The organism is Caballeronia glathei (assembly GCF_000698595.1).
GTDB classification, from domain to species: domain Bacteria; phylum Pseudomonadota; class Gammaproteobacteria; order Burkholderiales; family Burkholderiaceae; genus Caballeronia; species Caballeronia glathei.
Map to the genome: position 1 here is coordinate 343324 of NZ_JFHC01000001.1, position 13193 is coordinate 356516.

Sequence of the window (13193 nt, forward strand, 5' to 3'; positions counted from 1 at the left end):
GGGTGTGTCCGTCGATTATAGCGAGCGACGCCTGTCACCGCCGTGGCCGCCGCGGCGCCGCGCGAGCCACGCGTGCTCCGCCGCCGACGCGAGCCAGCCGAGCGCCGCATACGGCCAGACCCACGCGAGCCAGTGCGCAAGCCCGTTGAAATGCAGATAGCGCCCCTGCCGCCAGTCGGCGAGCACGATGTCGAAGTACGGATTCACCGGCAGCAGGTTCACGAGCACGAGCGAGATCACGAGCGCGATGCCCGCAAACGCGGCGCGCAGCGCGCGCGGCAGCGACAGCGAGAGCATGCCCGCCACCGTGCCGATCGCGATGCCTTCGAGCGCGCCGTCCGTTGCCCAGTCGAAGGTCAGGCCCGCGCGGGACTGCAGGAACGACGCGCCCGCCTTCGCGCCGAGCGTCGCTGCGACGAGCCCGAGCATCAGCCGCATGCGCGGCGCGCGCTCGCGCATGCGCAGCGTCGCGAGCACGAGCGCCGTGAACAGGCTGCACGACGTGATCAGCGCTTCCCACGAGTCATCGGGCAGAAGCGCGCCGAAGTCGTCGGGCCAGCTCGGGACGTCCCACGCGGCGGGCGTCCACGCGAGGATCGCATCCTGCATCGAGGGATCGAGCCCGTCCCACAGCACATGCGGCAGGTCGCCGACGCCGAACAGGAACGGCGTGGGAAACATGATCGCGAACGGCCACAACGCGGAGAGGCCGATCACGTACGTGGCGTCGCGCTCGAACCACGTGAAGCGTATGCGCCGCAGCAGGCCGCGATCGAGCAGCATGCTCGTCGCGGGCGCCGTCAGCGCGCCGCCGATCAGCGCGCCGAGCGCGTTCGCGGCGAGATCGAGGTTCGACGCGACGCGCGTCGGCAGATAGGTCTGGATCGCCTCCATCGCGCCGGACAGGAGCGCGCCGCCCAGGAACGCGAGGCACACCGCGAGCGCGCCGCGCCAGCGCGGATGGAGCGCGAGCGCGATCAGCGCGCCGAGCGGAACGTAGCCGAGCACGTTCGTGACGACATCGAATGCCGTCACGTACTGGGGGATCGGATCGGTGAGAAACGCGAACGGCCCGAGGCCGAGCGAGCGCCAGCCGGAAAACGGATAGAGCGACCCATACACGACGAGCGCCGCATACGCGGCGAGCGCCTGCCGCGAAAACGCCGACGGGCGGCGCTGCCACTGCTTGAGGATCATGCGCGGCCCGTGCGCACCGCGCGCCGTGGCACGGCGGCCAAGCGCCCCGTCATTTCGAGGCGACGAGCGGCTGCACGCCGAGCCAGGCGGTCATCTGCGCGATGAGGTCGTCAGAGGCGGCGGCAAGCGCCTGCGCGCCGCCGGCGGCGTCGCCGGTACTGGCGGGCGCGCGCGCGACGAACGTGCGCTGGCCCACCACGCGGCCCTGCTGCGAGAGCGTCGCGCGCACCGACACGAGGCCGTGGCTCTGGTCCGGCGCATCGAATACCTGCTCGAAGCCGATCAGCTCGGCCTGCAGGAGCGGCGCGCGCACCGGGTCCGCGCCCGTGAGCACGGGTCCGCGCGCCGACAGCGCCTCGCGCAGGCGCTGCGTGAGCAATTGCGCGGGCGGCATCGTCCAGTGGCTGTTCGAATAGCTGCCGGTGCGCTGCGCGTCGGCGTATTTGAGCCGGTAGATGAACGCGTCGGTATCGAGGGCGCGCGGCGCGCTCACCGCGAGCACCTTCACCGGCGGCAGGTTGCCGGGGGTGCCGATCTGCGCGGGCGCGCCGAGATCGTAGCGGATGTTCGACACCGCCGCGGGCGGCCCCGACGCGCAGCCGGCGAGCACTGCCGCCGACAGCGCGAGGATCAGCACCGGAAGGCCGCGGCGCGGCGCCGCGCGCATCGCCTGCAAGATCGTGTGTGGCATTACAGTTCCTTTCTTCAATGCGTCGAAACGTCAAACTCCGGTCCGCCGGATTTCCAGACGGATGGCACGGCCTTTCCGGGCCGTGCCGCAGTGCCCCCGCGCCTCAGGGCTTCGGGTTCGCGGGCCAGGTGAACCCCGGCTCGCCCGGCCCGGGCGCCTGCGCCGGCGCGCCGAACAGCACGCTGCGCGGATTCGTGCTGAACGTGTCGGCGGCGCGGTCGATCGAGCGTGCCGCGCTGCTGACGTCGTCCGCGAACGAATTGACGCGCGGCAGCGTCTCGTAGCCGACGCGCGCGGTCACCTCGCGCAGCGAGTCATTGATGTCGGCGAGCGCCGTGCCCGCCTGCTCCGCCGCCGTGCCCGCCTTGTTCAGGTTCATCACGAACGGTCCGTCCGGCCGGTTCAGGCTCTGGATCAGCACGTTCGTCGACGCGAGCGCCTTGTCCAGTTGAGTCAGCGTCTGCGGCAAGCGCGCGGTCGCCGGTCCGACCTGGCTCGCGAGCGTCGCGATGCCGTCGGCGGCGCCCTTCAGGCTCTTCGTGGTCTGCATCAGCTGCTCGCGCACGTCGTCCGACAGGAACCTGTCCGCGTCGTCGGCGAGGCGCTCGAACTTGCGCAGGATCACGTCGCCGCGCTGCTGCAACTGGTCGAAGATGCCCGGGCGCATCGGCACCTCGGCCACGTCCTTCGCCGACGACGGCAGCGCGCGCGTGTCGCGGCCGGTGTCGTCGAGCTGCACGAACGCGATGCCCGTCACGCCCTGAAAGCCGAGCGTGGCGAAGGTGGAGTGCGTCATCGGCGCGTTCTTGTCGACGAGGATCCGGATGCGGATCTGCCCCGGATGCGCCCGGTCGAACCGGATCGACTCCACCTTGCCCACGCCGAGCCCGCGGTAGCGCACGGCGGCATCGGTGAAGAGCCCCGTCACGTTGGTGCGCGCGATCAGGTCATACGGCACGCGCACCGTGCGATCGACGTTGAAAAAGAACACCGTCAGCCCGATCGCCGTTGCGAGCGCAATAGTGAACAGCCCGGCCCAGAACGCATGGGATTTGTTTTCCATCGACAGGTTCCTCTTCGTTCCCTTTCTTTGCTCTTTATGCGCTTGCATGCGCCCGCACGCGCGTCATTTCAATCGAGCGGCGCTTCTTCCAGCGCGACGGCCGGCAGCCTCGCGCGCCGCTCGGACGGCAGCGCCTGCAGCGCGCGCCGCCCGCGCCGGCCGAGGAAATATTCGCGGATGAACGGATGATCGACCGCCACGGCCTCCTCCACGGGCGCGGCGACCAGCACGCGCCGGTCGGCCAGCACCGCGACGCGCGTGGAGAGCGCGACCATCGTATCGAGATCGTGCGTCACCATGACGACCGTCAGGCCGAGCGCGCGATGCAGCGTGGCGATCAGGTCGACGAACTCATCGGACGCCTTCGGGTCGAGCCCGGCGGTCGGTTCGTCGAGAAAGAGCAGTTCGGGCTCGAGCGCAATCGCCCGCGCGATGCCCACGCGCTTTATCATGCCGCCCGAGAGCGCCGCGGGCATCTTGCTCGCGTGCTTGCACGACAGCCCGACCATTTCCAACTTCAGCATCACAAACTCGCGGATCAGGTCCTCCGGAATCTTGCCGAGCTCGCGAAACGGCTGCGCGATGTTGTCGTACACCGACAGCGACGAAAACAGAGCGCCCTGCTGGAACATCATGCCGGAGCGCGTGCGCAGGATGCGCGCGGTCTCGGTGTCCATGTTCGCCCACTCCTCGCCGAGCACGCGGATCCGGCCCGAACTCGGCGATTCCAGCCCGAGAATCTGCCGCACGAGCGTCGTCTTGCCGGAGCCGGAGCCGCCGAGCAGCGCCACGATCTCGCCGCGCCGCACCTGCAGGTTCAGATGCTCGTGGATCACCGTGCGGCCATAGCGCTTCGTGACGTCCACGACTTCGATGACCGGCTCCGCGATGACGGGCGGCGGCTGGTGGCGAACTGCGGTGGCAAGCGTCGTCGACATCAGAGCCCCACGTTCTGGAAGAGGATCGCGAACACGGCGTCCGCGAGGATCACGATCGTGATCGAGGTGACCACCGAGGTGGTCGTGCCTTCGCCGAGGCTCTGCGAATTCGCCTTGATGCGAAAGCCGAAGTGGCACGCGGCGAGCGCGATCAGCATGCCGAACACGACGCCCTTGCCGAGCCCGATCCACAGGTTGGCGATCGGCACGACGCTCGGCAGCGACCGCACGAAGAACGACACGTCGATGGAAAGCACGAGCTTCGCCGCGAGCGCGCCGCCGGAAAGCGCGACGATGTTGGTCCACATTACCAGCAGCGGCATCGCGATGCCGAGCGCGATCACGCGCGGCAGCACGAGGCGCAGGCCGTGGGGGATGCCCATGACCTGCATCGCATCGAGTTCCTCGGTCACGCGCATCACGCCGATCTGCGCGGTGATTGCCGACCCCGAGCGGCCCGCGACGAGAATCGCGGACAGCACGGGCCCGAGTTCCCGAATCACCGACAACCCGAGAATGTTCACGATGTACTGGTTCGCGCCGAATACGCGCAATTGCTGCGCGGACAGGTAGCTCAGCACGATGCCGATCAGGAACGCGACGAGCGCCGTGATCGCGAGCGCCTGGGTGCCGGCGCTGTAGATGTTGGCCGAGATTTCCGTCCACGGAACGCGCTTCGGGCGCCGCACGAGGCCGATCAGGTCGAGCACGAAGCCGCCGAACATCGCAAGGCCGCCGTGCAGGTGCTCGAAGAACGAAAACAGCAGCAGGCCGAAGCGCGTGACCGGATTCGTGCGATCGACGGGTTCCGGCTCCTCGCGCTCGGCATCGAGGAGCGCGACGCGCTCGAATATCTCGCGCTGCGTATCCGACAGCGCCACGACCGCCGGCATGCGCCGGCCCCAGATGCGCCACAGCGCCTGGCCGCCGACGTGATCGAGCCGCTCGATCGCGAGCAGATCCCAGTTTGGAATGGCTTCCCTGCCGATCGCGCGCAAGCGCCGCGTGACGCCGCTCTTCGCCCGGTCACGCGCGAGGGCGAGCGCCGTCCACTGGCCGGAGAGCCGGACCACCTTGCCCTGCTTACCGGCTTCCACTCGCAGTCGGGGCGGAGTGTCGAAGTTCAAGGAAGGAAATCGCTCGGGGGAAAGGGAGAAGACATTGTAGCGAAGGTTGGTCGGCGCATTGGGCACATACGGTCGAAAGCGCCGTTGGGATTGGCGTTCGGCGGCATCCCGCTACAATAGGGTCATGAACTCAGCTCAATCGTCCTTTCCGCTCGACGCCCCGTGGCGCATCGACCGCGAGCGGCTCGCAACACTGCTGGCCGCGCGCCCGGTGCGCGGCTGGCCGGTCGAAATCGTCGATGAAACCGGGTCCACCAATGCGGACCTGATGGCGCGGATGAAAGAACTGCCGCGGGCAGCGCCGGCCGGTGCGCCGGCCGCGCCGCTCGTGCGCGTCGCGTACTCGCAGACGGCGGGGCGCGGGCGGCGCGGGCGTCCGTGGGTTGCGCAGCCGGGCAATGCGCTGCTTTTTTCGACCGCGTGCGTGTTGCAACGGCCGATCGAGGGGCTCGCGGGCCTGAGCCTCGCGGTGGGCACCGCCGTGCTCGATGCGCTCGCCACCCTGCCGCTCTCGGCATCGGCGCGACTCGCGCTCAAGTGGCCGAACGACGTCCTGATCGACGACGGCAAGCTCGCCGGCATCCTGATCGAGACGGCCTGGAACACCCCGCAGGCGACGGCCGTCGTGATCGGCATCGGCATCAACCTGCACGGCGCGGCCGAGCTCGCCGCGCAGGTCGACGAGGCGAACCGCCACGCGAGCAGCCTCGCGCCGGGCAATGCGCCGACGGCGCTGTCGCGGGCCTGGCCCAACGCCAATCTCACCGATACGCTCGCCGCGCTCCTCAACGCACTCGATGTGACCCTCGAGCGCTTCGAAGCCGAGGGTTTTCGGCCGTTTCGCCAGCCGTGGCTCGCGGCGCACGCCTACACGGGCCAGGAAGTCGTGCTGCTCGAACAGGGCGTGGAAGTGGCGCGCGGCGTCGCGACGGGCGTCGACGACAACGGCCAGTTGCAGATCGACACGCCCGCTGGCTTGCGCACCGCCGCGACCGGCGACGTCACGCTGCGGCTCGCGGAGCAGCGTCCGTGAACGCGGCGGCGCGTCTGCTGATCGACGCGGGCAACAGCCGGATCAAGTGGTCGCTGATCGCGGACGACGGCGCGGCGCCCGGCGGCGCGTTCGAGCACGAACGGGCGGACGCCACCGACACGGCCGTGCCCGAGTGGTCCGCCCTGCCGAAGCCGCTGGACGCGTGGATATCCAACGTCGCAGGGGACGCGGTGGCGCGGCGCATCGACCGGCTGATCGACGCCCGCTGGCCCGGCCTGCCGCGCACGACCATTCGCGCCCAGGCGCGCCAGTGCGGCGTGACGAATTGCTATGAAGAACCGTCGGCGCTCGGCAGCGACCGGTGGGCCGGGCTCATCGGCGCCCGCGCCGCGTTTCCCGGCGAAAACCTGCTGATCGCGACCTTCGGCACCGCGACGACGCTCGAGGCGCTCTGCGCCGACGGCACGTTCACGGGCGGGCTGATCGCGCCGGGCTGGTCGCTGATGATGCATTCGCTCGGCACCCACACCGCGCAGTTGCCGACGCTCAACGCCGATTCCGCCCGCCGCGCGCTCGACACAGCCCGCAGCGCATTCGCCACCGATACGCGCACGGCGCTGTCGTCGGGATGCCTGCTCGCGCAGGCGGGGCTGATCGAGCGCGCGTGGCAGGACCTGCGCGCCGACTGGCAAGCGGACGTGCGGCTCGTCCTCGGCGGCGGCGCGGCAAGCGAGATTGCCGGCGTGCTGCGCGTGCCGCACACGCGCCATGACTCACTCGTGCTGTCCGGGCTCGCGCTGATCGCGCGGGAGCCGGCGGCGTGCACCCTTTCCTGACGGAGCATCCGACATGCTGCGCTGGCTGATCGCGTTTCTGGTACTGGCCAATCTGCTGATGTTCGCCGTGGCGCACGGCGGGTTCGGGCCGTTGCCGTCGGCGGGAGCCCGCGAGCCGCATCACCTGCTGCAGCAGGTGCATCCCGAATGGCTGACGACCCGTGCGCTGCGCGCCGAGGAAGCCGACCAGCCGGTGGTGGGCGGCCCGGCGCCCGCGGCGCCGGTGACATCGTCGCCGCTCGGGCAGTAGCGGTCCCGGTTCGCCGTTCAGTCCGCCTCTTGGTTCGCGGCTCGCACTTTCTTCAGAAGCGCGGTTGTCGACCGGTCGTGCTCGAACGCGATGGCGAGCGCCTTGCCGCCCCAGCTGCGCACGAGCGCCGATTCGGCGAGCTTGTCCATGTCGTAGTCGCCGCCCTTGACGAGCACGTCGGGGCGCAGTGCGCCGATCAGCTCGATGGGCGTCGTTTCCTCGAATTTCACGACCCAGTCGACGCTTTCCAGCGCCGCGAGCAGCGCCATGCGGTCGTCTTCCCGGTTGATCGGGCGGTCGTCGCCCTTGCCGAGCGTGCGCACCGACGCATCGCTGTTCACGCCGACGATCAGCGTCGCGCCGAGCGCCTTGGCGTCGGCGAGATACGTGACATGGCCGCGATGCAGGATGTCGAAGACGCCGTTCGTGAACACGACCGGGCCGGAGAGCGTCGGGCGAAGGGCTGCGAGTGCGTCGCGTGTGGTGATCTTGCGTTCGAAAATGGCGGGCATCGCGGCGCTCGTTGAAGGATTGGAACAGGGCGCATTTTGCCACGAGCGTTCGCGCGGCCGGGCCGGCTGGCGCAATCGCGTGGCCGGCGTCCGGGAACGGACGCCCCTTTTCCCGACGCGGCGGAGGTTCTCGGGCTCGCGCGGCTTGCGCGGCTCAAGCGCCCCGAACACGCGCGCTAAAAAAAACCCGCCGGACTCAGTCCGGCGGGTTTTTTCTGTCCCGCAGTCTTGCGAAAAATGCGGATTCAGGCCGGCTGCTGGCCGGCCGATCCCGGCGCAGCCTGGATGCGCTGCACCACTTCCTTGCGATAGCGGTTCAGTTCCTGCGCGGTCACGAACGAGCGTTCGAACAAAAGCGACAGGTTGTGCAGAATCCGCTCGACCACCTTCTTTTCCCAGCTGTCGTCGAAGCGGATCTGGTCGTCGAGCCAGCGCTCGAGCCATTCCGGGTCCGGCAGGCGCGACTGGATCGTGTCGCGCGGAAAGAGCGCCTGGTTGACGTGCAGATTGGTCGGGTGCAACGGCTTTTCGGTGCGCCGCGCCGACGCCATCAGCACGCCGATCTTCGCGAACGCCGCGCGCGCGGTGTCGCCCGCCTGCGCCATCGCCTTCTTCATGTAGCGCAGATACGCGCCGCCGTGGCGGGCTTCATCGCGCGAGATGGTCTCGTAGATGTGCTTGATCACGGGCTCCGTGTGCCACTCGGCGGCACGGCGATACCAGTGGTTCAGGCGAATCTCGCCACAGAAGTGCAGCATCAGCGTTTCGAGCGGGGGCGCCGGATCGAACTCGAAGCGGACCGCGTGCAGTTCCTCCTCCGACGGGACCATATCCGGCTTGAAACGCCGCAGGTACTCCATCAGCACGAGCGAATGCTTCTGCTCCTCGAAGAACCACACGCTCATGAACGCGGAGAAATCGCTGTCGTGGTGGTTATCGCGCAGGAACATCTCGGTTGCGGGAAGTGCGGACCATTCGGTGATCGCGTTCATCTTGATGGTCTTCGCCTGCTCGTCGGTGAGCAGGGACGCATCGAACTTGTCCCAGGGGATGTCCTTCTCCATATCCCAACGGACCGATTCCAGCGATTTATAAAGTTCCGGATAAAGCATGGTGTTCATAGTCCACCCCTGATCTGCCACTTAGTGCGACATTATGTCTGTAGTTACTTTCGGCCCGGCGCGCGAGGGCTCACGCGCCGAGCAACCAAGCTTTCAATTTTACGCGGGAATCAGACGCCCAAACGCGATAAAACCGCAATCAGCGCCTGCCGCGATGCCCTGCGACATTTTGCCCGTTGCAGGAACACCGCACTTCCAGTGCGACGTTGCGTTTTTTTCAACCGTGGGTGAGGAGCGAAACCTGTGCCTGAGGTATGAACGAAGTCAAAGCCGACGCATGGCGCATCCGCGCCGAATGCGCAGCATGCCTGCCGCGCATTACAGCCGTGCGATCCGCATGGCGCGCGCCTTAAGTGACATAAGTGACATTCGTGTGTCGCGTTGTGTCGCGGTGCCGCTGTTGCGCCTGCGCCGCATTCCGCTTGCGTACGCCTTGCGCCGCCGCGTGGCGAGTCAGAAACCGCCGCCAGCCGGCGCGAAAGCCTTATCGATCATAGCACGGCGGCCTGACGCCATTGCGCGACGGCATCGTCGATCGGGGTAAGTCCGGGCACGTGCGTGACACCGTCCTGAAGCTTGCGGCGCAGCGCCGGACTGCTGCCGCCCACCCAGATCTGCACCTCGGGCGGCAACAGATGGCGCAGTTCGCCAAGCCCGCTCGCAATGGCCTGCGCCGGCATCACGGCAGTGAATGAGAGCGCGACAATATCCACGTCGTGCGCGGTCACCGCGTTGACGATGTCGTGCAGCGGCGTCTGCGGCCCGAGCCCGATGCACTCGCACTCCGCGAGCGAGAACATCGCCTCTGCCATCAGGATGCCGAGCCCGTGGCTCTCGCCGCTCAGCGTGGTGAGCAGCATGCGCGGCTTGCCGCCGCGCCCGCGCAGCGCGTCGGAGAGCGGGCGCAGCAGCGTGCGCAGCGTCACCTGCATCGCCTCGCTGAACAGGTGCTCGTGGTAGACCTGCAGCGTTCCCGCCGCCCACGCGTTGCCGACCCGCGCGGACAGCGGCGCCGCGACATCGATCACGAAGCGCTCGAGCCCGTCGCGGGTCGCGCGCTTGAGGAGTTCGAAGCGGAAATCGTCGTAAGCGCCCGCGCGCAGGAGCGCGACGAGGTGATCCAGCTCGGTATCCGGCGCATCCTGCCCCACGCCCGACGACTCCGCCAGCTGCTGCAACACCTCGATCGACTGGGCGAGCACCTTGCTCGGCCGGTGCCCGGCGTCGAGCAGGCGCTTGACGAGCCTGAGCTTGGTCACCTGCTCCTGCGGGTAGAGACGCTCGCCGCCCGCCGAGCGTGACGGCTGCGGAAAGCCGTAGCGGCGCTCCCACACGCGCAGCGTATCCTTCGTGAGGCCGATTTCATGCGCGATCGCGCCAATGCCGATACCCGAGAGCGCGGGTGAAAACGCCTCGTCGTGGCTGGCGGTGCCGGGATTCGACTCTGATGGGTTTGTCATGGACAAAACGCGAAATTGACCAGGTTGTGCAGCCGGGCAAATCGGGTATGCGTCTTATTTAATACGGAAAAGCGCCCGTACAGGACGTTTCCATCATAGACGAGATTCTTCCAAGGGTTAGACAAACTTTCGTCATTCGTCTGATGAGACGTCGATGGTACGCTGGACCATCGAGCGGCACGCGCGCCGCAGCAGCTGCAGATCGCGCCGGTAGTTGCGGCAGCCGCTGCAGGTGATCAGATGCAGGCGCAGGCGATTGCGCTCGTGCAGCGTCGGCCGCTCGTCCATTTCATCCGACATCAGCCGGGTCGCTTCCTTGCAGTTGAGCATCACTCACCCTTTTCGTCGAACCAGCGGTTCTGCAGGCACAGCCTCAGCGCCATCTTCGCGCGATGCAGGATCACGCCGCAATTGGATTTCGTGATGGCGAGCTCGATGCACACGTCGTCGACCGATACGTCGAGGAACTCGCGCATCATGAAAACGCGCGCGGTCGCGGGCGGCAGGTTGTCGAGGCACACCTGGAACACGGTCCAGAACTGGTTCTGTGCGAGCGTCGCCTCGGGGTCGCCCCACGGCGACGGACGATCTTCCTTCTTCCAGTGGCCGTGGTCGGTGAAAAGGGCATCGAAGGCATCCGCCGGGAGCTCGTCCTCGTAGACGCGTGCCGCGGTATTGCGCGCTCGTGAGCGAAACGTGTCGATGATCTTGTTCTTGAGAATCGCGAAAACCCAGGTACTGAACTGTGCCTGGCCGCGAAATTCACCGATGCGCGCCACCGACGCGAGCATCGCTTCCTGAACCGCATCCTCGGCTTCGGTGCGATCGCGCAGTTGCAGGATCGCAAAACGCAGCAGCATGTCGCGCAGACGCCCGAGATCGGGATTAAAGCCGATTGAAGTGAGTTCACTCATGAGAAGACAGCAAGGATTGCTTTACGTCAGCAATTTGAAAGAGCGCCCGGGCAAACGCAACGTTTCGTAACAGGACCGTGGGGGCCGAAACCGCCCGCCGATAAGATTCTTTTCCCGACGATGTAATGCGCCGGACCGCCGTGCGACTAAACAGCAACCCATCACGCTGCAGCACGATACAGCTTAAAGGAAACGGAAATGACCGCGCAACATTCGCACGACGGCTCGCCCGGACACGCCCGCACCATTCAGCCCATCTGGCTGCGGATTTCGCATTGGCTCAATGCGGTGGCCGTGGTTGTGATGATCCTCTCGGGATGGCGCATCTATGATGCGTCGCCCGTGTTCAAGGGCTTCATGATTCCCGTGGGCATCACGATGGGCGGCTGGCTCGGCGGCGCGCTGCAATGGCACTTCGCCGCCATGTGGCTGCTGTTCTTCAACGGCATCTTCTATCTGGTGATGAACGCGGTCACCGGCCGTTTCGCGCGCAAGTTCCTGCCGCTGTCGCCGCGCGCGGTCCTGAACGATCTGCGGCTCGCGCTCACCGGCCACCTGACGCACGACGATCTCAGCCGCTACAACGCGGTGCAGAAGCTCGCGTATCTCGTCGCAATCGTGGACCTCGTCGTGCTCGTGCTGTCCGGGCTCGTGATCTGGAAATCCGTGCAGTTCCCGCTGCTGCGCGAGCTGATGGGCGGCTACGACAGAGCGCGCGTCGTCCACTTCTGCGCGATGGCGCTGATCGTCGGCTTCATCGTCGTGCATGTGGCGATGGTCGCGCTCGTGCCGCGCTCGCTGCTCACGATGATTCGCGGACGCTGAACGCCACGCCCGCGCGACAAGACAGTACATCGAGGACCTCACCATGAAATTCGACGAACCCGGCCGCAAGGCCAGCCTGATCGCGCCGGAACTCGACCGCGAATTGCTCCTAATCGACGCGCGGCGCGAACTGAAGATGCCTTCGCGGCGGCTCTTCGGCAAGCAGCTGATATCGCTCGGCGGACTTGCGATGCTGACCGGCTGCAGTCTTTCCGACAACAAGTCGGTCGAGACCTTCCTTGCCCGCGTATCGCGCCTGAACGACGGCGTGCAGGGGTGGCTTTTCGACCCGAACCGCCTCGCGCCGACCTACACCCGTGCCGAAATGACACGGCCGTTTCCGTTCAACGCGTTCTACGGCGTGGACAAAGCCCCCGTGGTCGACGGCGACGACTTTCGCCTGAAGGTGAGCGGGCTGGTCGCGAGCGGGCGGGCCTGGACGCTGACCGAGCTCTACGCGCTGCCGCACGCCGAGCAGATCACGCGGCACATCTGCGTGGAAGGCTGGAGCGCGATCGGCCGCTGGGGCGGCACGCCGTTCTCGGAATTCCTGAAGCGCGTGGGCGCGGATACGAGCGCGAAGTACGTCGGCTTCAAGTGCGCGGACGACTATTACGAAAGCATCGACATGGCGACGGCGCTGCATCCGCAGACGCTCCTCACCTTCACCTACGACGGCGAAACGCTGCCGGTGAAATACGGATATCCGATGAAGCTGCGGATGCCGACCAAGCTCGGCTACAAGAATCCGAAGCACGTCATGGAGATTTTTGTCACCAACACGTTCCCCGGCGGCTATTGGGTCGATCAGGGATACAACTGGTTCGGAGGCTCCTGACGCGCCGAACTCGATCGACGCGACGGATCTTCGATTCGCCCCGGCTGGACCGGATTGCTTTGATACAAAAACGAGGTTGAAATGAAATTCTTTGTGACCGCAGCAATGGCTGCAACGCTCGCTCTGACTGGCTCGCTGGCGTTCGCTCAGCAGAGCGGCGCGATGTCCCACGATTCGATGTCGAAGGACGCGATGTCGAAGGACTCGATGTCGAAAGACGCCATGTCGAAAGACGCCATGTCGAAAGACGCGATGAAAAAGCCGCACGACGGCATGAAGAAGGACGCGATGAGCATGGACCACGCCGCATCGTCGCCGATGAAGCAGTAAGGCTTCGGAAAGCGCGGCGCGCGCCTCGCGCCGCGCTTTCCAGAGGTCGCCTCACCTACCTGCGGACACGGTGGCAGACACCGTGGCAGACCCACCG

16 protein-coding genes are annotated in these 13193 nt (G+C 66.9%); 6 read left to right on the top strand and 10 right to left on the bottom strand.

Going from position 1 to position 13193, the window contains the following annotated elements; genetic code table 11:
- Positions 1-15: 15 nt before the first annotated feature.
- The 5 genes from BG61_RS01615 to BG61_RS01635 form a co-directional block, all read right to left on the bottom strand.
- Positions 16-1197, bottom strand: a complete 1182-nt coding sequence (locus BG61_RS01615) for a VanZ family protein (protein WP_035941435.1) — start codon at positions 1195-1197, stop codon at positions 16-18.
- A gap of 49 nt (positions 1198-1246) precedes the next feature.
- Positions 1247-1888 (bottom strand): ABC-type transport auxiliary lipoprotein family protein, encoded by a 642-nt coding sequence (locus BG61_RS01620; RefSeq protein ID WP_035941437.1) that lies wholly within the window; start codon positions 1886-1888, stop codon positions 1247-1249.
- A gap of 103 nt (positions 1889-1991) precedes the next feature.
- Positions 1992-2951, bottom strand: a complete 960-nt coding sequence (locus tag BG61_RS01625; RefSeq protein WP_035941438.1) for an MlaD family protein — start codon at positions 2949-2951, stop codon at positions 1992-1994.
- A gap of 68 nt (positions 2952-3019) precedes the next feature.
- Positions 3020-3889, bottom strand: a complete 870-nt coding sequence (locus tag BG61_RS01630; RefSeq protein WP_035941439.1) for an ABC transporter ATP-binding protein — start codon at positions 3887-3889, stop codon at positions 3020-3022.
- Positions 3889-5016 carry an MlaE family ABC transporter permease gene (locus BG61_RS01635; RefSeq protein WP_035941440.1) on the bottom strand — a complete coding sequence of 376 codons (1128 nt, stop codon included), beginning with the start codon at positions 5014-5016 and terminating at the stop codon, positions 3889-3891. Before BG61_RS01635 ends, BG61_RS01630 begins: the two co-directional genes overlap by 1 nt.
- A gap of 124 nt (positions 5017-5140) precedes the next feature.
- On the opposite strand from BG61_RS01635, the gene BG61_RS01640 reads away from it, so the two are divergent.
- From BG61_RS01640 to BG61_RS01650, 3 genes are read left to right on the top strand one after another with little or no spacing between them, the layout of a single operon-like run.
- Entirely contained in the window at positions 5141-6049 is a 909-nt protein-coding gene (locus BG61_RS01640; RefSeq protein ID WP_035941441.1) for a biotin--[acetyl-CoA-carboxylase] ligase, read from the top strand.
- A complete protein-coding gene (locus BG61_RS01645) occupies positions 6046-6846 on the top strand; it encodes a type III pantothenate kinase (RefSeq protein WP_035941442.1) in 801 nt (266 codons plus the stop codon). The genes BG61_RS01640 and BG61_RS01645 overlap by 4 nt, the downstream gene beginning before the upstream one ends.
- Before the next feature lie 13 nt (positions 6847-6859).
- On the top strand, positions 6860-7096 hold the full coding sequence (locus BG61_RS01650) for a hypothetical protein (RefSeq protein ID WP_035941443.1): 237 nt from the start codon (positions 6860-6862) through the stop codon (positions 7094-7096).
- 17 nt (positions 7097-7113) lie between these two features.
- On the opposite strand, the gene rfaE2 is transcribed toward BG61_RS01650, so the two are convergent.
- The 5 genes from rfaE2 to BG61_RS01675 form a co-directional block, all read right to left on the bottom strand.
- Positions 7114-7608, bottom strand: coding sequence for a D-glycero-beta-D-manno-heptose 1-phosphate adenylyltransferase (gene rfaE2, locus BG61_RS01655; RefSeq protein ID WP_035941445.1), 495 nt, complete (start codon positions 7606-7608; stop codon positions 7114-7116).
- A 245-nt stretch (positions 7609-7853) separates the two neighbouring features.
- A complete protein-coding gene (locus BG61_RS01660) occupies positions 7854-8729 on the bottom strand; it encodes a ferritin family protein (RefSeq protein WP_035941446.1) in 876 nt (291 codons plus the stop codon).
- A 491-nt stretch (positions 8730-9220) separates the two neighbouring features.
- The gene (locus BG61_RS01665) at positions 9221-10189 is read right to left on the bottom strand and encodes a MerR family transcriptional regulator (RefSeq protein WP_035941447.1); all 969 of its coding nucleotides are present in this window, start codon (positions 10187-10189) and stop codon (positions 9221-9223) included.
- 132 nt (positions 10190-10321) lie between these two features.
- Positions 10322-10519 (bottom strand): anti-sigma factor family protein, encoded by a 198-nt coding sequence (locus tag BG61_RS01670; RefSeq protein WP_035941448.1) that lies wholly within the window; start codon positions 10517-10519, stop codon positions 10322-10324.
- The gene (locus tag BG61_RS01675) at positions 10519-11103 is read right to left on the bottom strand and encodes a sigma-70 family RNA polymerase sigma factor (RefSeq protein ID WP_035941450.1); all 585 of its coding nucleotides are present in this window, start codon (positions 11101-11103) and stop codon (positions 10519-10521) included. The genes BG61_RS01670 and BG61_RS01675 overlap by 1 nt, the downstream gene beginning before the upstream one ends.
- 198 nt (positions 11104-11301) lie before the next feature.
- Between BG61_RS01675 and BG61_RS01680 the strand changes: the two genes are divergently transcribed.
- The 3 genes from BG61_RS01680 (at position 11302) to BG61_RS01690 (ending at position 13096) form a co-directional block, all read left to right on the top strand.
- Positions 11302-11928, top strand: coding sequence for a cytochrome b/b6 domain-containing protein (locus tag BG61_RS01680; RefSeq protein WP_035941452.1), 627 nt, complete (start codon positions 11302-11304; stop codon positions 11926-11928).
- A 43-nt stretch (positions 11929-11971) separates the two neighbouring features.
- Positions 11972-12766: a molybdopterin-dependent oxidoreductase gene (locus tag BG61_RS01685; RefSeq protein ID WP_035941454.1), complete on the top strand. Its 795-nt coding sequence runs from the start codon at positions 11972-11974 to the stop codon at positions 12764-12766.
- A gap of 81 nt (positions 12767-12847) precedes the next feature.
- Positions 12848-13096: a pentapeptide MXKDX repeat protein gene (locus BG61_RS01690; RefSeq protein ID WP_035941456.1), complete on the top strand. Its 249-nt coding sequence runs from the start codon at positions 12848-12850 to the stop codon at positions 13094-13096.
- Positions 13097-13193 lie beyond the last annotated feature (97 nt).